Source organism: Paraburkholderia guartelaensis (assembly GCF_004353905.1).
GTDB classification, from domain to species: domain Bacteria; phylum Pseudomonadota; class Gammaproteobacteria; order Burkholderiales; family Burkholderiaceae; genus Paraburkholderia; species Paraburkholderia guartelaensis.
In genome coordinates, this window is the sequence record NZ_SMOD01000007.1 from 220,307 (window position 1) to 242,853 (window position 22,547).

A 22,547-nucleotide genomic window follows, 5' to 3' on the forward strand; every position below is an offset into this window, starting at 1 on the left:
TTCGCGACTGCGCGCGCCGCCCGCTGCCGCTCGCGACCGCCGCGGCTTGCGCACCGATGGCTTGCCTGCGCATGGCGTCGTCTCCGTTTTGTGCGAGAGGCGCCGGGCGTTACGCGGCCTGCGCGGCGAGCTGCGCGCGCAACGCCGCCAGCACCGGCGCGCCCTCGGGCCGCACGCCGCGCCACACGAAGAACGACTCGGCGGCCTGCTCGACCAGCATGCCAAGGCCGTCGGCCGCGCGCGCGCCGAGTGCCTGCGCGTGGCGCATGAACACGGTCGGCTGCGCACCGTACATCATGTCGTAGGCGAGCGTGCCGGTGCCGAACGCGCGCTCGTCGCATTCGGGCAAGGCCGCGTCAAGGCTGCCCGCCGTCGCGTTCACGATTACGTCGTAGGATTTAGGATCGAATGCCCCAGGACCGCCACCGTTGAGGAGGCAGCCGAACTCGCCAGCCGCGCCTGCGAACTGCTCGATGAGCGCGTGCGCCTTGGGCGCCGTGCGGTTCACGATGGTGATCTCGCGCGGCCGGCGCTCGAGCATCGGCAGCACGACGCCGCGCGCCGCGCCGCCCGCACCGAGCAGCAGCACACGCGCGCCTTCGAGCGAAACGCCGAGGTTCACCTCGATGTCGCGCACGAGGCCGAAGCCGTCGGTGTTGTCGCCGAAGATGCCGTCTGCGTCGAAGCGCAGCGTGTTCACCGCGCCCGCCGCCGCCGCTCGAGGCGAGAGCTTGTGCGCAAGCGCGTGCGCTTCCAGCTTGAACGGCACGGTCACGTTCAGGCCGAGGCCGCCCGCCGCGTGAAAGGCCTGCACGTGCTCGACGAAACCGTCGAGCGGCGCGAGCAGGCGGTCGTATTCGACGCGCTCGCCCGTTTGCAGCGCGAACTGCGCGTGGATGTACGGCGACTTGCTGTGCGCCACCGGATTGCCGACTACGGCATAGCGGTCGGCATGCACACCAGGCTTCGACTCGCTGACGCTCATTCGCGCGGCTCCGTAGCGTGCTGCTCGCTCGATTGTTCTTCCGCTGCGGGCGCATCGCTTGCCGCCTCGCCTTCGGCGTCGTCTGCTTCCGCGACAGCTTCCGCTTCGCTTTGCGCGGACTCGTCGGCGGCTTCGATCAGCTCTTCGTCTTCGCCCGCATCCTCTTCGGCCTGCTCGCCGCTCGTCACGACAGGCGCGTCGAGCACGCGCAGCATGCGCACCGAAGCCTCGATGGTCAGCTCGTCGATCGACAGCACTTCCATCATCAGACGCGTGCCGCGCGCGTGCACGCCGAGTGCGGGCACGTGCATGAGCAGCGGCACTTCTTCGAAGCGCACCAGGTCGTCCTTCACCACGCTCGCCGGAAATTCGCGGCGCGGCTCGCGACCGGCCTCACCGCGCATTTCCTGCTGCAGCCAGCGCAGGCACCAGAAGTACTCCATGCGCCGCTGATGGTCGGCGTAAGCGGTGTAAGTCTCGTCGAAGCCCTGCACGACGGCGAAGAGATCGGCGTCCTTCGGTTTGAACGGTGCGACGAGCTTGGCGGCCACACCGTGCTCCACGCAAGCGAGCAGCTGCCACTGGTTCACGAGGTCCACATAGCGGCGCAGCGGCGACGTGCTCCACGCATACTGCGCGACGCCAAGGCCTTCGTGAGGCGCGGCGTTGGTTTGCATACGCGTGCGCTTGGGACCGGTCGGCGCGCCGAACGCGCGCTGCGAGCGATAGATGCCCGGCACGCCATGATCGTGCAGGAAGGCGCCCCACGTGGAGTTCGCGAGAATGGCCAGCTCCGCGACGATCATATCGAGCGGCGAGCCGCGGCGGCGCGGCGAGATGGTCACATGCTCGCCTTCAACGTAGAAGTTGAAGTCGGTGTTGCGCTGGACTTCGCGGCGCAGGCCGTAACCCGCGCGCGCCTGCTGGCGCTTCTCGAACAGCGCCTGCGCGAACGGCCACAGCACGGCGATGTCGTCCTTGTGCGGATACTCGCCCGTGCCCGCAGCGAGCGTCTCTTCGGTGACGACTTCGTCGAGCGTGTTGTGACGCAGATTGTTCTTCACGAACACCCGCTCGGCGCGCGTTTCGGTCGCGACGATTTCCTGCGTCTCGCGGTTCACGATGCAGTAGAGCGAAAGCGCCGGACGCAGACCGCCTTCCTTGAGCGTGAACGCGTCGACGAAATCGTCGGGCAGCATCGTGATCTTGTCGCCGGGCATGTAGACCGTCGAAAGACGCGTGCGCGCGATCGTGTCCGCCGTGTCGCCGCGCTGGATGCCCAGCGCGGGCGCCGCGATGTGAATACCGATGCGCACGCGGCCGTCGGCCAGATGCTCGATCGAGAATGCGTCGTCGATTTCGGTCGTGGTGACGTCGTCGATCGAAAACGCCTGCACGTGCTCGGCGGCGTCGGGCAGATCCTCGGGCAGCGTGCCCACCTCGACGGGCGGGAAGCCGGTGCCGTGCGGGAAGAAGTCCGCGAGGAAGCGTGCCTCGTGCAGCGCGCGCGGCGAAGCAATGCCGCCGTTTTCGAGCATGAGGCGCGGCATCGAAATGCCGCGTGCGGCGGCTGCCGCTTCGAGCGCCTTGTATTCGATCGAGTTCTTGTCCGGCTTCGTGAGGAGTCCGAGCGCCTTGCCTTTGAACGCCTCGGGCAGTCCACCCGCCTTCAGCTCGTCTTCGTAGCCGGCCTGCACCAGCGCCTGCTGACGCTTGCGCTCGAGCGAGGCCAGCGCCATCTTGAGCTGCTCTTCAGGCGCGCGCTGATATTGGCCGCGTCCCTTGCGGCGGAAGTACACGGGCGAGCCATGCAGGCGCAGCACGAGCGCGGCGCGCTCGACCGGGCCGTAGGTTTCGCCGAAGTACTCGCTCGCAAGCGCCGTGTACGCAAATTCGTCGGCCGGCGCGCATTCCCACAGGAAGTCCAGATCGATCTCCTGGGCGGCGGCGTCCGCCTGCTCCAGCAGTTCGCTCGCAGCCGGCTTCTCGAACTCGATCAGAACATCTTTCGCGCGCACCTTGGCGCGCCGCCCGCCCGGCAGCTCGACCTGAAATGCATCGCCCTGGCGCGACAGCACACTGCCGGCCTTGAAACTGCCCGATTCCTCAAAGAAAACGTTCACTCAATACTCTCGTTCAGACTTGCTTCGACCGCCGGCGCGGCGCGCGGGCGGTGCTGTATACATATAGGCGTTCGCACGCATCAAGCGGCATCGCAGAAACGGATCACTTCGTCGACGTAATCTGCGAACTCGCTGATGCCATGATCGCTGCCTTCGATCAGGTGTGTGGGCACACCCGGATAGTGCGCGAGCATCTCGCGGTAATCGAGCACTTCGTCGCCGGTCGCGGCGATCAGATAGTAGCGCGCGGGTTGCGTCACCGTCGTAACGGCCAGCGCGCGCAACTCTTCCAGATGACTCGGTTCGACGACGATGCTGCCGCCGCCATGCCAGAGCGGCTGCTCGCCGAGATACTTCGACAGATCGCGGTCAGGCACCACGGCGGGGTTCAGCAGCGCGGCGCGCCAGCCGTGCTTTTCCGCGAGATGCGTGGCGAAGTAGCCGCCAAGCGAACTGCCGATGAGCGTGACGCGCTCGCCCGGCTTCAATTGCGCGCCGATCTCCTGCTCGGCGAGCGCAATCGCCTCCTGCGGCGAAACCGGCAGCGTCGGGCACAGCCATTCGCCGCTGCGTCCCAGCTCGGCCATGCGCGCCGCCAAGAGGCGCGCCTTGAACGACTGGGGCGACGAGCGAAAGCCGTGCAGATAGACGATCACGCCGCGCTCCGTGCCGATAGCGCATCGAGCAGCTTTTGATGCACGCCGCCGAAGCCGCCGTTGCTCATCACGAGCACCTGGTCGCCGGGGCGTGCGGCTGCGACGACCGCCTTCACGAGCGCTTCAAGATCGTGGAATGCGCGGGCCTTCTCGCCGAGCGGCGCGAGTGCACCGGCGAGATCCCAGCCGAGCGCGTCCTTGCCGCTCGGTGCGCCGTAGCCGAACACGAGGTCGGCGTCGGCGAGACTGGCGGGCAACTGCGCCTTCATCACGCCGAGCTTCATCGTGTTCGAGCGCGGCTCGAGCACGGCGAGGATGCGCGTGTTTTCGTGGCCCACGCGCGTGCGCAGGCCGGCGATCGTCGTTTCGATGGCCGTGGGATGGTGCGCGAAGTCGTCGTAGACGGTCACGCCGTCAACGCTGCCGCGCACTTCCATGCGGCGCTTCACGTTGCGGAACGTGGCGAGCGAGGCCGCGGCCTGCGCGGGCGGCACGCCCACGCTGCGCGCGGCGGCAATCGCCGCGAGCGCGTTCAGGCGGTTGTGCTCACCCTGGATCTGCCAGTCCACCACGCCTGCACGTTCGCTGTTGTGATAGACGGCGAAGCGCTCGTCCACGGCCACGCCGTCTTCGGCGGGCAGCGCCTGCCAGCCGCCATCCACGCCGAAGCGTTCCACGTCGCTCCAAACGCCGCGCGTGAGCACGCGTTCGAGCGCGTCCGAGCGGCCGTTCGTGACGATGCGGCCAACGCCCGGAATCGTGCGCACGAGGTGATGGAACTGCGTTTCGATCGCCGCGAGATCGGGGAAGATGTCGGCGTGATCGAATTCGAGGTTGTTGAGCAGCGCCGTGCGCGGACGGTAATGAACGAACTTCGAGCGCTTGTCGAAGAACGCCGTGTCGTATTCGTCGGCTTCGATCACGAAGAAGCTCGAATCGGTCAGGCGCGCCGACACGCCGAAATTCAGCGGCACGCCACCGATCAGGAAGCCGGGATTCAGGCCCGCGTCTTCGAGCAGCCATGTGAGCATCGAGCTCGTGGTGGTCTTGCCGTGCGTGCCCGCCACCGCGAGCACCCACTTGTCGCGCAGCACGTGGTCGCCGAGCCACTGCGGACCCGACGTGTACGGCAAGCCGCGATTGAGGATCTCCTCCATCAGCGGGTTGCCGCGCGTGACTACGTTGCCGATCACGTAGAGATCGGGATTGAGTTCGGTCTGGCTCGCGTCGTAACCCTCGATGAGGCGGATGCCCTGCGCTTCGAGCTGGGTGCTCATCGGCGGGTACACGCCGGCGTCGCAGCCGGTCACCGTGTGGCCCGCGCTGCGCGCGAGCACCGCGAGTCCGCCCATGAACGTGCCGCAGATGCCGAGGATATGGATGTGCATAAGCCTGTCGCGCCGCGCGGGCGTCGTGAACGCGTTGATCGGATTGATCAGGTTGAAAAGGACGGAGAAGCTGGAACGACGGCAGTCCTGCGCCGCCGCAGCAAAGAACGGGTATTGTACCCGAGGCCCCGAGCCCTATTGGCTCCACCACGGCCTCCCCGGCGATGGAAAATCCCTGGGCGCCCCGGCGGCGGGTGCGGCGCAGTGGCCGCCTGCGGGAGCCCAGGGCGATCTCTAGTATGATTGAAGGATGGTTCGCAGATCACATTTCGATCCCCAGCGCGTGCGCGAGGAAATCGCCATCGCGGCAGCAAGGATGATCGCCGAGGACGGCCTCGACTACGCCACCGCCAAACGCAAGGCAGCCCGGCAGGTGGTTGGGGAAACGCGTATCGAAGGCACCTGGCTGCCCGACAACGATCAGATCGAGGAAGAGATCCGCGAATATCAGGCCCTCTTTCAGAGCGACAGTCAGCCGATGGTGCTGCGCCGCCTGCGCGAGATCGCGCTCGAATGGATGCAGCGGCTCGAGGCGTTCAATCCGTTCCTGACCGGCGCGGTGCTCAACGGCACGGCGGGCGAGCACTCCGACATCCATCTGCAGATTTTTTGTGACAACGCGAAGGATGTCGCGATCTGGCTCCTGAATGCGAACGTGCAGTACGACGTGTCGGAGACGCGCCATTTCGCGGCTCGCGGCTTCGTGGAGACACTCAGCTTCATGTGGCGCCCGTCACGCGCCGAGGAGCCGGTGGGCATCCACGTTGCGCTCTACAATACGGACGACTTGCGCGGCGCCGTGCGCGCCGACGCGCGTGGCAGGCTGCCGCGCGCCAATGCGCAGGCCCTCCAGGCGCTGATCGACGAGAGCGGCGCCACTTCTTCCACAACCTGAAAACGGCAGCGATGAATACGAAGCGGATTCTGGCCGGCGTGGCAGTAGCGGCAATCGCCGCGGGCGGCGGCATACTGGCTGGGCACTGGGCAACGAGCGGCAGCGCCGGCGTGGCCGACGCGGCCTCGGTAAGCGCGGCGTCGGCGAGCGGCAAGCAGGATGCGGTCACCCAGCTCTGGTCGGCGGCGGTCACGAACCCGGACGGCAAGGCGCAATCGCTCGCGATCTACAAGGGCCGGCCGATCGTGGTCAACTTCTGGGCCTCCTGGTGCGGCCCATGCGTCGAGGAAATGCCGGAGCTTTCCGCGCTCCAGCGCGAATACGCGAAGAAGGGAATTCAGTTCGTCGGCGTCGGTGTCGATTCGGCCGCGAACATCAAGACGTTCCTCAAGAAGGTGCCCGTCGATTACCCGATCTACATCGCCGGCTTCGGCGGCGCGGACGTCGCACGCGCATTCGGCAACAACGCGGGCGGCTTACCTTACACGGTGGTAATCGACGCGAACGGCGCCGTTCGTGCGACAAAATTAGGGCAAATCAAGCCGGACGAGCTTCGGCACACGCTCGACGCGCTTTGACGCAGCAGATCGTCTGACAAGATCTTAAGCGCCGTAACGGAGCTTTTGTCGTGAAAATCCTGTCATTTGACTGAAGATCGGCCCAGACCCTCGCCGCAAGGTGTAGTCGGGGCCATATCCCCTTATCGGAAAACTAGACAAATTTCTCTAATCGGCGCTAAAGTTCGCGCAATTCCACGGAAAAAGAAGCGACCATGACGCGACTGCTGGTTCTGCACGGCCCCAACCTCAATCTTCTCGGCACCCGGGAACCGGAGGTGTATGGGCGCGTGACGCTGCCGCAGATCGATCAGGCGCTCTCGGACCGTGCAGCGGACGCCGGCGTCGAACTCGCGACCTTCCAGAGCAATCACGAAGGCGCACTGGTCGACCGCATTCAGTCGGCCCGCACCGAGCAGACCGACTTCATCCTGATCAACCCGGCCGCGTACACGCATACGAGCGTTGCGATCCGGGATGCGCTGGCAGGCGTCGGCATCCCGTTCGTCGAGATTCATCTGTCGAACGTGCATCGCCGCGAGTCCTTCCGGCACCATTCGTATTTTTCCGACCAGGCCGAAGGTGTGATTTGCGGCCTCGGCTGGAAGGGTTATCTCTACGCGCTCGAATACGCGCTCGACCGGCTCGCTGCCCGGTCGGCGGCCTGATTCCTGCGCCGGATGACCGTCAATACCTGAACAACAACCCGTGTCGGGACGCGCGCGCCCCGGCACTTCACGTATTCAAAGTAAAAGGGGCTGCACCATGGATCTACGTAAGCTGAAGACTCTGATCGACCTCGTCTCCGAATCGGGCATCTCGGAGCTCGAAGTGACCGAGGGTGAAGGCAAGGTGCGCATCGTCAAGAACGCGCCGCCCGTTTACGTGCAGCCGGGCCCCGCGCAATACGCGGCGCCGGTCATGGGTGCTCCGCTCGCTGCGCCCGCCCATGTCGGCGAAGCAGCCGCTGCGGCTCCCGCCGCGCCCGCCGTGCCGCAAGGCCACGTCGTGACCTCGCCGATGGTGGGCACGTTCTACCGCGCGCCGTCGCCGGGCGCCGACCCGTTCGTCCAGGTTGGCGACACGGTCAAGGAAGGCCAGACGCTTTGCATCATCGAAGCAATGAAGCTGCTCAACGAGATCGAGTCGGACACGGCCGGCGTGGTCAAGGAAATCCTCGTCGAGAACGGTCAGGCAGTCGAATACGGCCAGCCGCTCTACGTGATCGCCTAAGCTTTTCTGCGCGCGGCGGCGGCCTTCCTTTTTGGCCGCGCCGCGTTTGTCGCGTTTGGCGCCCCATGACGGCGACGCACGCGACCGATCCTCTGAGGTGTACGCACATACGACTTGCGACGCCCATTGATGAGTCGAATACCCACCATGTTTGAAAAAATCCTCATTGCCAATCGTGGCGAAATCGCGCTCCGCATCCAGCGCGCGTGCCGCGAACTCGGCGTCAAGACGGTCGTCGTCTATTCGGAAGCCGACAAGGAAGCCAAGTACGTGAAGCTCGCCGACGAGGCGGTCTGTATCGGCCCGGCGCCTTCGAATCTCTCCTACCTGAACATGCCGGCGCTCATCAGCGCGGCCGAAGTCACCGACGCAGAAGCAATCCACCCCGGTTACGGCTTCCTCTCCGAGAACGCCGACTTTGCCGAGCGTGTGGAACAGTCGGGCTTCACGTTCATCGGCCCGCGCCCGGAAACGATCCGCATGATGGGCGACAAGGTCACGGCGAAGCAGACCATGATCAAGACCGGCGTGCCCTGCGTGCCGGGCTCGGAAGGCGCACTGCCCGACGATCCGAAGGAAATCGTGAAGATCGCGCGCGCGATCGGCTACCCCGTCATCATCAAGGCGGCGGGCGGCGGCGGCGGGCGCGGCATGCGCGTCGTGCACACGGAAGCGGCGCTCGTGAACGCGGTCAACATGACCCGCGAGGAAGCCGGCCGTGCGTTCGGCAACCCGCAGGTCTACATGGAGAAGTACCTCGAGAACCCGCGTCACATCGAGATCCAGATTCTCGCGGACTCGTTCAAGAACGCCGTGTGGCTCGGCGAGCGCGACTGCTCCATGCAGCGCCGCCACCAGAAGGTGATCGAAGAAGCGCCGGCGCCGGGCATCGCGCGCCGCCTGCTCGATCGCATCGGCGATCGCTGCGCCGACGCGTGCAAGAAGATGGGCTACCTCGGCGCGGGCACGTTCGAGTTCCTGTATGAGAACGGCGAGTTCTACTTCATCGAAATGAACACGCGCGTGCAGGTCGAGCACCCCGTCACCGAGCTGATCACGGGCATCGACATCGTGCAGGAGCAGATCCGCATTGCTGCGGGCGAGAAGCTCTCGTTCCGCCAGCGCGACATTCAGCTGAAGGGCCACGCGATCGAGTGCCGTATCAACGCGGAAGATCCGTTCAAGTTCACGCCGTCGCCGGGCCGTCTCACTTCGTGGCACATGCCGGGCGGCCCTGGCGTGCGCGTCGACTCGCATGCCTACAATGGCTATTTCGTGCCGCCGAACTATGATTCGATGATCGGCAAGCTGATCACCTACGGCGCGACGCGCGAGCAGGCTATTCAGCGCATGCGCATCGCGCTCTCGGAAATGGTGGTCGAAGGCATCCAGACCAACATCCCGCTGCATCGCGAGCTGATGCTCGACGCGAAGTTCGTCGAAGGCGGCACGAGCATTCACTACCTCGAAAGCCGTCTGGCCGAACGTCAGGCAGTGAAGAAGGACGAAGCGTAATTCATGAGCTACCGGGAACTGATCGTCGAGCTCGAGCGTGACCGCGCGGAAGAACTTTCCGACGCGTTGATCGAGCTTGGCGCCCTCTCGGTGTCGGTGGAAGACGCCGACGCCGACACGCCCGATGAGCAGCCGCTCTTCGGCGAGCCGGGCTTAACGCCCGAGCGCACCGCGTGGCAGCACTCGCGCGTGATTGCGCTGATCGGCGCCGATCAGGATCCCGCCGTGCTGCTCATGGCTGCTTCGAACGAGCTGGGTCTCACGCAAACGCCGAAGTTCTCGCTGCGCGAAGTCGAGGAGCAGGACTGGGTGCGTCTGACGCAATCGCAGTTCGACCCGATCCAGATCGGCGAGCGTATCTGGGTCGTGCCGTCGTGGCACGATGCCCCGGACCCGAACGCGCTCGTGCTCGAACTGGACCCCGGTCTCGCATTCGGCACGGGCAGCCATCCCACCACGCGTCTGTGCATGGAATGGCTCGAACAACACGTGCAGCCGGGCAATTCGCTGCTCGACTACGGCTGCGGCTCGGGCATCCTCGCGATCCTCGCGAAGAAGTGCGGTGCGAATCCCGTGATCGGCATCGACATCGACCCGCAGGCAGTCGAGTCGGCGCGCCACAACAGCGAGCGTAATCGCACGGAGGTCACCTACGGCCTGCCCGACGATTGCCCCGCCGGCGAGTTCGACATCGTCGTCGCCAACATTCTTTCGAATCCGCTCAAGCTGATGGCCTCGATGCTCTCCTCGCGCGTGAAGCCGGGCGGACGCATCGCACTTTCGGGCATTCTCGCGCGCCAGGCCGAGGAAGTCGCGCAGGTGTACGCGCAGTGGATCGACATCTCGGTCTGGCGCGAACACGAAGGCTGGGTCTGTCTCGCGGGCATTCGGCGCGCGTAATCCCTCTGCGTTCCGATCAGGCTCGCGCGAGCCTGATCGCGCCCCAAGCGGCAAGACCGAAGTCGTAGACTGCGGTGGATTGCCAGTAGAATGCGGGTATCACCAATCCTCCGGTCTACCCAGATCCTCGGCCCACATGCTTCTGGCAACGCGCTGCCCCTTCTGTGAAACCGTATTCCGCATCCAGCCAACGCAGCTTGCCGTGCGGCGAGGCCTCGTGCGTTGCGGACATTGTCAGGAAGCGTTCGACGCGTCGGGCAGTTTGTACGAGATGCCCGAAGGCGGCGACTTCACACGCGCCGTGCCCGTTGCTGCCGAAATCGCGGCCAGTCTGACCTCGCCACCGTCGGAGCCCGCTTCACACTTTGCTGCTCAGTCCGCTTCACAGTCCGCTTCACAGTCCGCCTCACTGATCGCATCGCAGCAGCCCGATGTTCAGCCTGACGAGGCGAATCAACCCGCAGCAGCAGCGCCATCGCAAGAGCCGCCCCCAACACTGGGCGCCACACCCAATTTCACGAATCGCACGTGGGACCCGTGGGCACCGCCGCAGGACAGCCAGCGCGATCCGCGCCTGAAATACGAGGCCGACAAACTACCGGGAGCAAGCGTTGGCCGTGGCGCCACGCCTGAGGTGACGCCCGAAGCCGAATCGCGGGTCGCCTTCGACGACGAACCGACGCTTGCGCGCGCACCACAAGATGCGCCACACGCGCCCGCGACGGCAGCGACGCCGCCCCAGCAGCCCGCAGCGGCCGAACCCTTCCCGCCCGCCGCGCGCTGGACGCGCAGCGAGCCGAACCTGGGCACGAGCGGCCCGGCAGAGCCGACCTTTTCGGCCAACGAAGCATCGGCTGCGGCTCACATGAACGACCCGGAGCCCGCGCTCGGCCCGCGCACTCGCGAACCCGCACCCGAGCCTGCGTTCAGCGCGCTCTCGCCCAACGACGGCACCTCGCCTTTCGCTGTCACCCGCGAAGCGCCTGCGCGCCCGCGTGGTTCGCGCGGCCTCGTCTGGCGTATTCTCGGCACGCTCATCGCCATCCTGCTGTTTGCGCTGCTCGTCGTGCAGCTCGCGTGGTGGCAGCGTGAAACGGTCATGGTCTACTGGCCTGACTCGCAGCCGCTCTATCAGCAGGCGTGCGAGCAGCTCGGCTGCCGCGTGCTGCCGCCGCGCGACATCGACGGCCTGCTGGTCGAGCCGTCCGATCTGCGCCAGGTCGACAACGAGCCGCATCATCTCGAACTGAAGGTGCCGCTGCGCAACCGCTTCAACGTCGCGCTCGCGTACCCCGCGATCGAGCTTTCGCTGCTCGACCGGCAGAACAACATCGTCGTGCGGCGCGTGCTGTGGCCGCAGGACTACGTCACGCCCGGCACGTCCATCGAAGCCGGTCTGCCCGCACGCACCACGCAGACCATGATCGTGCGGCTCGACACGGGCGACGTGGTGGCGTCGAACTTCCGCATCGAAATTTTCTACCCCTGATTTTCCGTCTGTGCGCGGGCGCACTGGGGTGCCCCGCGCGTTTCCCGGCGTCCCGCATCGCGGGCAGGCCATTCACCACAACATGCATTCCCGGAGAGCAAATCATGAGTCAAGTCACGCTAGGCGGTAACCCGATCGACGTCGCCGGCACCTTCCCGAGCGTCGGCCAGAAGGCCCCGGCGTTCTCGCTCGTCGGCAAGGATCTGAAGCCTGTCTCGCTCGCCGATTTCGCCGGCAAGCGCAAGGTGCTGAACATCGTGCCGAGCCTCGACACGCCGACCTGCGCCACCTCCACGCGCAAGTTCAACGAAGCCGCTGCCGGCCTGAACAACACGGCTGTCGTCGTGATCTCGGGCGACCTGCCGTTCGCCGCTGCGCGCTTCTGCACGACCGAAGGCATCGCCAACGTCGTCACGGCCTCGACCTTCCGCGGCCATGAATTCGCGCAAGCCTACGGCGTGGACGTGACGAGCGGCCCGCTCACCGGCCTGACCGCGCGCGCCGTCGTCGTGCTCGACGAAAACGACAACGTCCTGCACGCCGAGCGCGTTGGCGAAATCAAGAACGAACCGAACTACGACGCCGCACTCGCCGCGCTGAAGTAATCCGGCGGCGGCGCACCCGCGCCTCGCGCCTGCGCTTTCAGGTCAATGCGCAGGCGACGCGCAGGCCGGTGCGCCGCCCCCTTCCCCTACCACGCCCTACAGGAATTTCCGCCTTGGCTACGCTGATCTGCGGCTCGCTCGCCTACGACAACATCATGACCTTCGAAGGTCGCTTTCGGGAGCACATCCTGCCCGAGCAGGTGCACATCCTGAACGTGAGCTTTCTCGTACCGACGATGCGCCGCGAGTTCGGCGGCTGTGCCGGCAACATCGCCTACGCGCTGCATCTGCTCGGCGGCGACGCCCGCATCATGGCGACGCTCGGCGCCGCCGACGCGCGCCCCTACCTCGAACGCCTCGACACGCTCGGCCTCTCGAAGGCGCACGTGCGCGTGCTGGACGATACGTGGTCCGCGCAGGCGATGATCACGACCGACCTCGAGAACAACCAGATCACCGCGTTCCACCCGGGCGCGATGATGCAATCGCATTTGAACCGCGCCGACGAAGCGCCCGGCATCAAGCTCGGCATCGTCGCGCCGGACGGCTTCGACGGCATGGTCCAGCACGTCGAGCAGTTCGCGAAGGCCGGCGTGCCGTTTATTTTCGACCCGGGCCAGGGTCTGCCGCTCTTCGACGGCGCATCTTTGCGCCGCGCCATTGAACTTGCGACCTACGTAGCGGTCAACGACTACGAAGCCAATCTTGTCAGCCATCGCACCGGCTGGTCGTACGACGAAATCGCCAGCCATGTCGACGCGCTGATCATCACGCGCGGCGAGCACGGCTCGCAGATCTACCACAGCGGCAAGATCGAGGAGATTCCTCCGGTCAAGGCCGCTCAGGTGCTCGACCCGACCGGCTGCGGCGACGCTTTCCGCGGCGGCCTGCTCTACGGCATCGAGAACGGCCTCGACTGGGCAACCACGGGGCGTCTCGCGAGCCTGATGGGCGCGCTCAAGATCGAGCATCTCGGTCCGCAAAACTATGCGCCTACGCGAGCGCAGATCAACGAACGGTTCAAGGAGGCATTCGGCTACGAACTGCCGAACTGAACGCGGGAGCCGCACACGAACGGCGCCCATTGGAGCTACGGGAATGAAAATAACAAGTCGTCTGATTGTTGCAGCCATGCTCGCGGGGTCGCTCGCGATGTCGGGCTGCGCCTATAACAGCAGTTCCGCCGACGTGTACACGGCCTCGCAGGCGCAGCGCGAGCAAACGGTGCGTATGGCGACGGTCGAAAGCGTGCGCGCGGTGAAGATCAGCTCCAACAACGGCCAGCCGAGCGGCCTTGGCGCGATCGGTGGCGGCGCGCTCGGCGCGGTGGCCGGCAGCCAGATCGGCGGCGGCACGGGCTCGATCGTCACCGGCATCATCGGCGGCATTGCGGGCGCCGTGGCCGGCAACGCGGTCGAGAACGGCGTGGCCATGCGCGACGGCCTCGAGATCACGGTGCGCCTCGATAACGGCGACTATCGCGCCATCACGCAATCCGCGACCGGCGAAGTCTTCAACGCGGGCGACCGCGTGCGGCTGCTCTCGAGCGGCGGCGTGACGCGCATCACGCACTAAAGCTTTCCCCTGTACCGCAGCGGCGCCTCGCGCCGGATGCGGAACCTCAGGCGCATGTGCTCCCCTGTGCATGCGCCTTTTTTCATGCCCGCACGCGGCATGCGCGTGGCCTCACGCCAACTATTACGAACTCCAGACGAAAAAAATCCCGCCGCGGAAAACCCAGCGACGGGATCGGGATCGAGCCTTGCGCATCATGCCGCCTGGCCCGAACGACGAAGCGCGCGTACGGCGTAGCCTGCGCGCTTCGTCTCGGACTGCTTACGGACGGCTGCCGGTCGGGAACGGCCATGCTGCGGCCGGATTCAGGGCAGTCTTGACCGTTGCTGCGGGCGCGGACGGTTGCGCAGCAGGGGCAGCAGGTGCGGCAGCGGCCTTCGCAGGCGCCTTCTTGGCAGCCTTCTTGGCGGCAGCCTTCTTCGCAGGCGCAGCCTTCTTGGCAGCAGCCTTCTTCGCAGGCGCCTTCTTGGCTGCAACCTTCTTCGCAGCAACCTTCTTCGCGGCGGCCTTCTTCGCCGGCGCTGCCTTCTTCGCAGCAACCTTCTTCACGGCGACTTTCTTGGCTGCAACCTTCTTCGCTGCGGCCTTCTTCGCCGGTGCTGCCTTCTTCGCAGCAACCTTCTTCACGGCGACTTTCTTGGCTGCAACCTTCTTCGCTGCGGCCTTCTTCGCCGGTGCTGCCTTCTTCGCAGCAACCTTCTTCACGGCGACTTTCTTGGCTGCAACCTTCTTGACCGCGACCTTCTTCGCTGCGGCCTTCTTCGCCGGAGCTGCCTTCTTCGCTGCAACCTTCTTCACTGCGGCCTTCTTAGCCGCCGGTTTCTTCTTGGCAGTAGCCATTTTTTTCTCCTTCAGGTTCAGATGAGAGTCAGTTCAAACTACACCCTTCGTCAAAACCCGCTTCCCGCGAACGCTTCTCACGGCGCACGCTGCGAAGCGGGCTATTCATCGGCGTACGCTGATCCCGCGCGCTTACGCTAATGAATGCGGTAAGGCGCGCCGTGCCACGAGGCACAGCGCGCCAAGTCATTCCGGCGTCGGCTACCGACACCGGGCAACGTTCGTTGAAAGCGGCGGCCTCACGACACGCGAAGCCTGCGCGCTTTTCCGGGGGGAAGTTTGCCCATCCCTCTGAAGGGTTCGCAAAGTGCCTGTCACGTCGGTGAGCCAACCTGGCTCCGGGCATGCTTTGCATCAGGCGTTCCTGCTCCTAATCATCATGCCGGTCGAGGCGCCTGCACGGCGCCTCGCGGCAACCCCAAAAGACTTGCACCGCAGTGCGCCCGGGTTATTCCCAGGACAGCGCACCGCCCGTCTGATATTCGATCACGCGCGTCTCGAAGAAGTTGCGTTCCTTCTTCAAGTCGATCATCTCGCTCATCCACGGGAACGGATTCTCTTCGTTCGGGAACAGCTGATCGAGACCGATCTGCTGGCAACGGCGGTTGCAGATGAAGCGCAGATAGCTCTTGAACATCGATGCGTTCAGACCGAGCACGCCGCGAGGCATGGTGTCCTCGGCGTAGCGGTACTCGAGGTCGACCGCATGCTTGAACAGTTCGGTGATCTCCGCACGGAACGCCGGGGTCCACAGGTGCGGGTTTTCAAGCTTGATCTGGTTGATGAGGTCGATGCCGAAGTTGCAGTGCATCGACTCGTCACGCAGGATGTACTGGTACTGCTCCGCGGCGCCGGTCATCTTGTTCTGGCGGCCGAGCGCGAGAATTTGCGTGAAGCCGACATAGAAGAACAGGCCTTCCATGATGCAGGCGAACACGATGAGCGACTTGAGCAGGTTCTGGTCGGCTTCGAGCGTGCCGGTCTTGAACGACGGATCAGTCAGCGTCTGGATGAACGGGATCAGGAACTCGTCCTTGTCGCGGATCGACTTGACCTCGTGGTACGCGTTGAAGATCTCGCTTTCGTCCAGACCCAGCGACTCGACGATGTACTGGTAGGCGTGCGTGTGGATCGCCTCTTCGAACGCCTGGCGCAGCAGGAACTGGCGGCATTCGGGCGCCGTGATGTGCCGGTAGGTGCCGAGCACGATGTTGTTCGCGGCGAGCGAGTCGGCGGTCACGAAGAAGCCGAGGTTACGCTTGACGATGCGGCGCTCGTCCTCGGTCAGACCGTTCGGGTCCTTCCACAGGGCGATGTCGCGGGACATGTTGATTTCCTGCGGCATCCAGTGGTTCGCGCAGCCCGCCAGGTATTTTTCCCAAGCCCACTTGTACTTGAACGGGACCAACTGATTCACGTCGGTCTGGCCGTTGATGATGCGCTTGTCGGCGACATTCACGCGCGCTTCGGTCGAGACCGGCGCTTGCGGCGGCGGTGCGACAGCGAAGTCGCTGGCGAAGATGTTGGTCGCCGTGGAAGCCTGAGGAGCGGAACGCAGACCAAACTGCACCTCGGCAGCCTGGACAGCCTGACCCGCGGGGTTGCGCATTGCGTTTTGCTGCGCACCGCTCGACGGAGTTACGGCCGTGATCTCGTCATCCCAGTTGAGCATAAATGTCACCATCAATTTAGATCGGTTTGTACCATCTTTTCGTGAGCGATAAAAGGGTTCGCACACGAAAAATCCTGTTTTCGATTCGCGTTGCGACCTCGATACAACACTTTGTTATCGCATCGTGTCGATTGCATCGCGTGAGCACTGTGTAGAGAGCACTGATTCGTCGTGCTCACTTCGCATGTGCGATGTGCTTCGAAGGTCTTCGCGACATCGAGAGCGTGTGTGAAAGACGGTGTTCGCCGCGCGCTTTTCGCTCGCGCTGCGAGTGCGTTTTCACTCGCCGCTCACTGCCTGCCGCGCGCGGCGCTGGATGCTCGCGCGGCCTTGAGTCTTGTCCCTGCGAGAAACTCCAGGGATTCCTTCCTGTTGCCTCTTTCGCGTACTGCAACGCGCGTGGTGCGAGTTGCCGGGAGAGTCGGCGCGCATTGCGCGCGCCTCGTTCGCTGTTACATCTCGCTACGACTGCTTCGACTACTGTTTACTACTGATGCTTCGGTCCTCGCATGATGCGAGCGGCGTTGCACCGCGCGCATCATGCGTAGCCAGCTTTACTGGCAAGCCTCGCACTCTTCGAAGCCGGGGTCGCCCGGACGCATCATGCATACCGGACCATCTGCTTCCGGCGCCGCTTCAACCGCGGCTTGCGGTGCGGCCTGCATCGTGGTCGAGCCTGCTGCACCGCCGAATGCGCCGCCCGTTGCACCGCCGAACGCGCCGCCTGCATTGCCGCCGCCTTCGCCACCCGTCGGCACGGCGTTGAGCGCGCCGTGCGCAACCGTCGACTTCTCGACGTGCGTCGCCCCCATCGTGCGCAGGTAGTACGTGGTCTTCAGACCGCGCACCCATGCGAGCTTGTAGATCTCGTCGAGCTTCTTGCCCGAAGCGCCCGCCATGAAGATGTTCAGCGACTGCGCCTGGTCGATCCACTTCTGGCGACGCGATGCGGCTTCGACGAGCCACGTCGGGTCGACTTCGAACGCCGTTGCATACACAGCGCGTAGATCGGCCGGCACGCGGTCGATGCGCGAGAGCATGCCGTCGAAGTACTTCAGGTCGGCGACCATGACTTCGTCCCACAGGCCGCGCGCCTTCAGGTCGCGCACCAGGTAGTCGTTCACCACCGTGAATTCGCCCGAGAGGTTCGACTTCACATAGAGGTTCTGGAACGTCGGCTCGATGCAAGGCGACACGCCGATGATGTTCGAGATGGTCGCGGTCGGGGCGATCGCGATGCAGTTCGAATTGCGCATGCCGTGCGTCGCGATGCGCTCGCGCAGCGACGTCCAGTCCATCGACTCGCTCGAGTCGACTTCGACGTAGCCGCCGCGTGCTTCGGCGAGCAGCTTGAGCGTGTCCTGCGGGAGGATGCCGCGATCCCACAGCGAGCCGCGGTAGGTCGAGTAGCGGCCGCGCTCGGCTGCCAGCTCCGTCGACGCCCAGTACGCGTAGTAGCAGACGGCTTCCATCGAGCGGTCGGCGAACTCCACGGCTTCCTGCGAAGCAAACGGCGTGCGCAGAACGTGCAGGCAGTCCTGGAAGCCCATGATGCCCATGCCCACCGGACGGTGCTTCAGGTTCGAGTTGCGCGCCTTCGACACCGCGTAGTAGTTGATGTCGATGACGTTGTCGAGCATGCGCATCGCCACGCTGATGGTGCGCTTGAGCTTGTCGTGGTCGAGCGCGAACGTGCCGTCGGCCTGCTCCACCATGTGCGCGACCAGGTTCACCGAGCCCAGGTTACACACGGCGATTTCGCTGTCGCTGGTGTTCAGCGTGATTTCCGTGCACAGGTTCGACGAGTGGACGACGCCCACGTGCTGCTGCGGCGAACGGATGTTGCACGGATCCTTGAACGTGATCCACGGGTGACCCGTTTCGAACAGCATGCCGAGCATCTTGCGCCACAGTTGCGCGGCCGGCAGCTTCTTGAACAGCTTGATCTCGCCGCGCGCGACCTTCTCTTCGTAAGCCGTGTAAGCCTGTTCGAACTCGGCACCGAACTTGTCGTGCAGATCCGGGCAGGTCGACGGCGAGAAGAGCGTCCAGTCGCCGCCTTCCATCACGCGCTTCATGAACAGGTCGGGAATCCAGTTCGCCGTGTTCATGTCGTGGGTGCGGCGGCGGTCGTCGCCCGTGTTCTTGCGCAGCTCGAGGAATTCTTCGATGTCGAGGTGCCACGATTCCAGGTACGCGCACACCGCTCCCTTGCGCTTGCCGCCCTGGTTCACGGCGACAGCCGTGTCGTTCACGACCTTCAGGAACGGCACGACGCCTTGCGACTTGCCGTTGGTGCCCTTGATGTGCGAGCCGAGCGCGCGCACGCGCGTCCAGTCGTTGCCCAGACCGCCGGCGAACTTCGAGAGCAGCGCGTTGTCCTTGAGCGCTTCGTAGATGCCGTCGAGGTCGTCGGCAACCGTCGTGAGGTAGCACGACGAGAGCTGCGAGCGGTGCGTGCCCGAGTTGAACAGCGTGGGCGTGGACGACATGAAGTCGAACGACGAGAGCACGTTGTAGAACTCGATCGCGCGCGCTTCGCGGTCGATCTCGTTGAGCGAGAGGCCCATCGCGACGCGCATGAAGAATGCCTGGGGCATTTCGATGCGCGTGCCGCCGACGTGCAGGAAGTAGCGGTCGTACAGCGTCTGCAGGCCGAGGTAGCCGAACTGCAGGTCGCGGCTCGCGTCGAGCGCGTTACCGAGACGCTTGAGGTCGAACTGCTGGAGCTTGTCGTCGAGCAGGCCCGCTTCCACGCCGCGCTTGATGAACTGCGGGAAGTAGTCGGCGTAACGCACGGCCATTTCGGCTTGCGTCACTTCCTCTTCGAGAATTTCGCGACGGATCGTGTGCAACAGGATGCGCGAGGTCACCTGGCTATATGCCGGGTCCTTTTCGATCATCGTGCGCGCAGCGAGGATGGCCGAGTCGTAGACCTGGCTCATCGGCACGCCGTCGTACAGATTCTTCACCGTCTCCGCGACGATCGGCTCAGCGTTGACCGCGTCGCCGAGACCGTCGCACGACGAGTCGATCAGCGCGCGCAGCGCGTGCATGTCGAGCGGGCGCGTCACGCCGTTGTCCGTGACGTTGATGCCGGGCGCTGCGGGCGCTGCCGTTTCCGGCGCGTTGGCGCGCTCCTGGTTGCGCTTCTCGCGATACAGCACGTAGGCGCGCGCGACGTTGTGCTCGCCGCCGCGCATCAGCGCGAGTTCGACCTGATCCTGGATGTCTTCGATGTGGAACGTGCCGCCATTCGGACGGCTGCGCACGAGTGCGCGCACGACGTTCTGCGTGAGCTGTTCGACGAGCTCGCGAACGCGCGCCGAAGCCGCGCCCTGGCCGCCGTTCACGGCGAGGAAGGCCTTCGTCATCGCGATCGCGACTTTCGAAGGTTCGAACGACACCACGCTACCGTTGCGGCGAATCACCTTATGGTCGGCGAACTGCTGCGCGCTCGTCTGGCCGTCTTGCGGTTGGCCACCCAGCGTGTGCGCGGCGGGCGCGCCTTCATACCGGGTCGAGACGTTATCGGTCGTTTGCATGTGCAAAGCTCCTGGGTCCTGGAAAGGTGCGAAGAGAGTTCGCGGATTAAGACGGACGCCGACGTCGTGCCCCCGTGTGCACGCTCGATCGGGCAGAGAAAAAAGTCCAGCCTGGCGAGGCTGCCGGATGCGACAAGGCAGATGAATCACGGACTGCTTCGGTCTTCATCGTGGATGTCGCGATCATTGGCTGTACCTTCTCTCTCGATTACAGCCGGTGCGCCGGTTCTCTCGGCCGACGGCACCGTACAAAGTTTCTGTTTTTTCTATGCTGGCAACGCGCGCGGCGCCTTGCTCGTGAAACGGAGCGCCGCGGTACAACACAACATATGGTGTGAAGCCTTGTTTCGGGTACCAAGTATAGTGGAAGAAACAGTACGATCAAACGGCTTTTTTTGCTGGTCCTATCTTGACAAGACCACAAGCCAAGCAGCGCGGGGCTTGGCGGCGAATGCCACTTCGAGTGGTCTGCGAGGCGCGCGCAACGACCCCGCGTTTGCGCGCGAGAGATGCTTATTTCTTGTGCAGCTGACGAGGGTTTAGCAGGCGTTCGAGCGCGTCACGACACCGCGTTCTGCGTGCCGTGCCCCTGGATATAGGGGAAGCTGGCATCGGCGAGCTGCGTATCGTGTTTGAGGCGCGCCCAGTCGAAGTGCGGGCCGGGATCGGTCTTGCGCCCAGGCGCGATGTCCGAGTGGCCCGCCAGCGCCTCGATCGGATAGTGCGCGACGAGCGCCTTCACGAGCGCGGCGAGCGTCGCGTATTGCGTCGCCTCGAAGGTCGTCGTGTCGCTGCCTTCCAGCTCGATGCCGATGGCGAAATCGTTGCAGCGCTCGCGGCCGAAGAAGCTCGAAGCGCCCGCGTGCCACGCGCGCTCGTCGCACGAGACGAACTGCTCGAGCGCGCCATCGCGATGAATGACGAAGTGGGCCGAGACGCGCACGCCGCGCAGGTTGGCATCGAAGTATGGATGCGCGTCGCAGTCGAGGCGGTTGAGAAAGAGATCGGCGATCTCGGGCCCGCCGAAGACGTTGGGTGGCAGGCTGATGTTGTGGACGACGATGAGCGTCGGCACGGCGCCTTGCGGGCGGGCCTCGAAGTTAGGCGAAGGCAGGTGTTGCGCGCCGGGCACCCAGCCCTGCGCATCGACTTCGTACGTGCGCGATCCCGGCAGTCCTGGCGATGCAGCAGCGCTCATCGTGCGGGGCGATCCTGGGCCGTGGTGCGAGCGTCGTACGCGCGCGCGTGCTCGGCGCTGCAGAACGAGCGCACGCCGACATTCACCGATTCGCTGCGCGGCGCATGCACACCGCACTCGGCGCAGCGGACCATCGGCTCGGGCAGCGCAGCCTTGCCGCTCGCGCTCGCGCCATTGGCGTTGCGCGCGGCGCCCTGTCCCGGCTGCGCGCCTTGCCCCGGCTGCGCACCGGTACGCGTTTGCGTCTGCGCACGGCGCAGCGCCTTGACGAACCACTGTCCGACCACGAACAGCAGTACGAGGAGAAGAATCTGTCTCATCGGAACACGCGACTCACACGACTCAAACCACAGGGCGGTGCAGCAGCACCTCGAAGACGAAACGGCTGCCCACATAAGCGAGCAGCAAGGCGATGAACGATGCGATCACCCAGCGCAGCGCAGCGCGGCCGCGCCAGCCGGAAACCTTGCGCGCGGTGAGCAGCGTGCCGAACATCAGCCACGAAAGAATCGCGAAGACGGTCTTGTGATCGAGCGAAAGCGGCCGGTCGATCAACTGCTCGCTGAACACGATGCCCGAGACGAGCGTGGCCGTGAGCAGCACGAAGCCCGCGCCGATCAGGCGGAACAGCAGCTTTTCCATCGTGAGGAGCGGCGGCAGCGTCTCGATCCAGTTCGACAGCCAGCCACCGCCGCGATTGCTCGCGTTGCGCTGGAAGCCTGCGCCCTTCAGCGCATGCAGCCGGCGCTCGACAGCGAGCATCAGCACCGCATGCAGCGCGGCGATCGCAAAGAGCCCGTAGGCGATGTTCGCGATGACGAAGTGCAGCTTGAACATCGGCGCGGCCGCATAGGGCAGCACGCGCACGCCGCCGAACACGAGCGGCAGGATCGACGCGAAGGCGGCCAACGGCAGCAGCAAAAGACGCAGGCCGTCGAGCGAAAAGAAAAAGCTCTCGATCCAGTAGATACCCGCGCCGAGCCAGAACATGGCCGACAACGCGAAGGCGAAGCCGAACACCATTTCGTTGGCGGGGAAGATCGTCATGTGCAGGAGCATGCCGTGCGCGGCGAGCGCGGCGAAGAGCAGCGCGCGCGAAAGCGGGCCGAAGGTCCGCGCGCGCAGGGCGTCGCCGCCCGCGCCGAGCGTCACCGGAACGGGCGGCACGCTGCCTGGCAGCGACATGCCGCCCGCGCGGCGCAGCGCGCGCCAGTCGGCGCCGCACAATCCGCCGTACAGGAGCACGGTGAGGGCATACAGTACAATATCCATGTTCGAAGTTTACTATAGGCCCCCTGGCCGCGCGCTCCCCTAACGAATCGGCGACGAAACGCGGCGCTTTCCCGTTTAGCGCGCGCGGGCCGGGCCGCA

General features: G+C 65.0%; 21 protein-coding genes. 10 read left to right on the forward strand and 11 right to left on the reverse strand.

Annotated features, from left to right (window positions below):
• Positions 1–109: 109 nt before the first annotated feature.
• The 4 genes from aroE to mpl form a co-directional block, all read right to left on the reverse strand.
• Positions 110–985: a shikimate dehydrogenase gene (gene aroE / locus E1N52_RS11715; RefSeq protein WP_133182941.1), complete on the reverse strand. Its 876-nt coding sequence runs from the start codon at positions 983–985 to the stop codon at positions 110–112.
• Positions 982–3,108, reverse strand: coding sequence for a ribonuclease catalytic domain-containing protein (locus E1N52_RS11720; protein ID WP_133182942.1), 2,127 nt, complete (start codon positions 3,106–3,108; stop codon positions 982–984). Before E1N52_RS11720 ends, aroE begins: the two co-directional genes overlap by 4 nt.
• 80 nt (positions 3,109–3,188) lie before the next feature.
• Positions 3,189–3,764 (reverse strand): YqiA/YcfP family alpha/beta fold hydrolase, encoded by a 576-nt coding sequence (locus tag E1N52_RS11725; protein ID WP_133182943.1) that lies wholly within the window; start codon positions 3,762–3,764, stop codon positions 3,189–3,191.
• Positions 3,761–5,152 carry a UDP-N-acetylmuramate:L-alanyl-gamma-D-glutamyl-meso-diaminopimelate ligase gene (mpl, locus tag E1N52_RS11730; protein WP_133182944.1) on the reverse strand — a complete coding sequence of 464 codons (1,392 nt, stop codon included), beginning with the start codon at positions 5,150–5,152 and terminating at the stop codon, positions 3,761–3,763. Before mpl ends, E1N52_RS11725 begins: the two co-directional genes overlap by 4 nt.
• Before the next feature lie 250 nt (positions 5,153–5,402).
• Between mpl and E1N52_RS11735 the strand changes: the two genes are divergently transcribed.
• The 10 genes from E1N52_RS11735 (at position 5,403) to E1N52_RS11780 (ending at position 13,921) form a co-directional block, all read left to right on the forward strand.
• A complete protein-coding gene (locus E1N52_RS11735; protein ID WP_133182945.1) occupies positions 5,403–6,047 on the forward strand; it encodes a UDP-N-acetylmuramate--alanine ligase in 645 nt (214 codons plus the stop codon).
• 11 nt (positions 6,048–6,058) lie between these two features.
• Entirely contained in the window at positions 6,059–6,625 is a 567-nt protein-coding gene (locus tag E1N52_RS11740; RefSeq protein WP_133182946.1) for a TlpA family protein disulfide reductase, read from the forward strand.
• Between the two features lie 194 nt (positions 6,626–6,819).
• Complete coding sequence (gene aroQ, locus E1N52_RS11745) at positions 6,820–7,272, forward strand: type II 3-dehydroquinate dehydratase (protein ID WP_042270394.1); 453 nt, start codon at positions 6,820–6,822, stop codon at positions 7,270–7,272.
• Between the two features lie 97 nt (positions 7,273–7,369).
• Positions 7,370–7,837: an acetyl-CoA carboxylase biotin carboxyl carrier protein gene (accB, locus tag E1N52_RS11750; protein WP_133182947.1), complete on the forward strand. Its 468-nt coding sequence runs from the start codon at positions 7,370–7,372 to the stop codon at positions 7,835–7,837.
• A 147-nt stretch (positions 7,838–7,984) separates the two neighbouring features.
• On the forward strand, positions 7,985–9,352 hold the full coding sequence (accC, locus tag E1N52_RS11755) for an acetyl-CoA carboxylase biotin carboxylase subunit (protein WP_028214031.1): 1,368 nt from the start codon (positions 7,985–7,987) through the stop codon (positions 9,350–9,352).
• 3 nt (positions 9,353–9,355) lie between these two features.
• Positions 9,356–10,252: a 50S ribosomal protein L11 methyltransferase gene (gene prmA, locus E1N52_RS11760; RefSeq protein WP_133182949.1), complete on the forward strand. Its 897-nt coding sequence runs from the start codon at positions 9,356–9,358 to the stop codon at positions 10,250–10,252.
• A gap of 136 nt (positions 10,253–10,388) precedes the next feature.
• Positions 10,389–11,741 (forward strand): DUF3426 domain-containing protein, encoded by a 1,353-nt coding sequence (locus E1N52_RS11765; RefSeq protein WP_133182951.1) that lies wholly within the window; start codon positions 10,389–10,391, stop codon positions 11,739–11,741.
• A gap of 104 nt (positions 11,742–11,845) precedes the next feature.
• Positions 11,846–12,346: a thiol peroxidase gene (gene tpx / locus E1N52_RS11770; protein ID WP_133182953.1), complete on the forward strand. Its 501-nt coding sequence runs from the start codon at positions 11,846–11,848 to the stop codon at positions 12,344–12,346.
• 113 nt (positions 12,347–12,459) lie between these two features.
• A complete protein-coding gene (locus tag E1N52_RS11775) occupies positions 12,460–13,401 on the forward strand; it encodes a carbohydrate kinase family protein (RefSeq protein WP_133182955.1) in 942 nt (313 codons plus the stop codon).
• Positions 13,402–13,444: 43 nt separating this feature from the next.
• Complete coding sequence (locus tag E1N52_RS11780) at positions 13,445–13,921, forward strand: outer membrane lipoprotein (RefSeq protein WP_133182957.1); 477 nt, start codon at positions 13,445–13,447, stop codon at positions 13,919–13,921.
• Between the two features lie 261 nt (positions 13,922–14,182).
• Here the strand turns inward: E1N52_RS11780 and E1N52_RS11785 are convergent, their stop codons facing one another.
• The 7 genes from E1N52_RS11785 to E1N52_RS11815 all read right to left on the reverse strand — a co-directional run bounded on the left by E1N52_RS11785 (position 14,183) and on the right by E1N52_RS11815 (position 22,448).
• Positions 14,183–14,761, reverse strand: a complete 579-nt coding sequence (locus E1N52_RS11785) for a histone H1-like DNA-binding protein (protein ID WP_069268515.1) — start codon at positions 14,759–14,761, stop codon at positions 14,183–14,185.
• Between the two features lie 28 nt (positions 14,762–14,789).
• A complete protein-coding gene (locus E1N52_RS44815) occupies positions 14,790–15,116 on the reverse strand; it encodes a hypothetical protein (protein WP_083245612.1) in 327 nt (108 codons plus the stop codon).
• Between the two features lie 93 nt (positions 15,117–15,209).
• Positions 15,210–16,433 carry a ribonucleotide-diphosphate reductase subunit beta gene (locus tag E1N52_RS11795; protein ID WP_028207823.1) on the reverse strand — a complete coding sequence of 408 codons (1,224 nt, stop codon included), beginning with the start codon at positions 16,431–16,433 and terminating at the stop codon, positions 15,210–15,212.
• A 554-nt stretch (positions 16,434–16,987) separates the two neighbouring features.
• Positions 16,988–19,978 carry a ribonucleoside-diphosphate reductase subunit alpha gene (locus tag E1N52_RS11800; RefSeq protein ID WP_133182958.1) on the reverse strand — a complete coding sequence of 997 codons (2,991 nt, stop codon included), beginning with the start codon at positions 19,976–19,978 and terminating at the stop codon, positions 16,988–16,990.
• 559 nt (positions 19,979–20,537) lie between these two features.
• Positions 20,538–21,176 carry a 1,6-anhydro-N-acetylmuramyl-L-alanine amidase AmpD gene (ampD, locus tag E1N52_RS11805; protein WP_133182960.1) on the reverse strand — a complete coding sequence of 213 codons (639 nt, stop codon included), beginning with the start codon at positions 21,174–21,176 and terminating at the stop codon, positions 20,538–20,540.
• Positions 21,173–21,496 carry a PP0621 family protein gene (locus E1N52_RS11810; RefSeq protein ID WP_133182962.1) on the reverse strand — a complete coding sequence of 108 codons (324 nt, stop codon included), beginning with the start codon at positions 21,494–21,496 and terminating at the stop codon, positions 21,173–21,175. Before E1N52_RS11810 ends, ampD begins: the two co-directional genes overlap by 4 nt.
• Positions 21,497–21,518: 22 nt before the next feature.
• A complete protein-coding gene (locus E1N52_RS11815) occupies positions 21,519–22,448 on the reverse strand; it encodes a cytochrome C assembly family protein (RefSeq protein ID WP_133182964.1) in 930 nt (309 codons plus the stop codon).
• Positions 22,449–22,547: the final 99 nt, after the last annotated feature.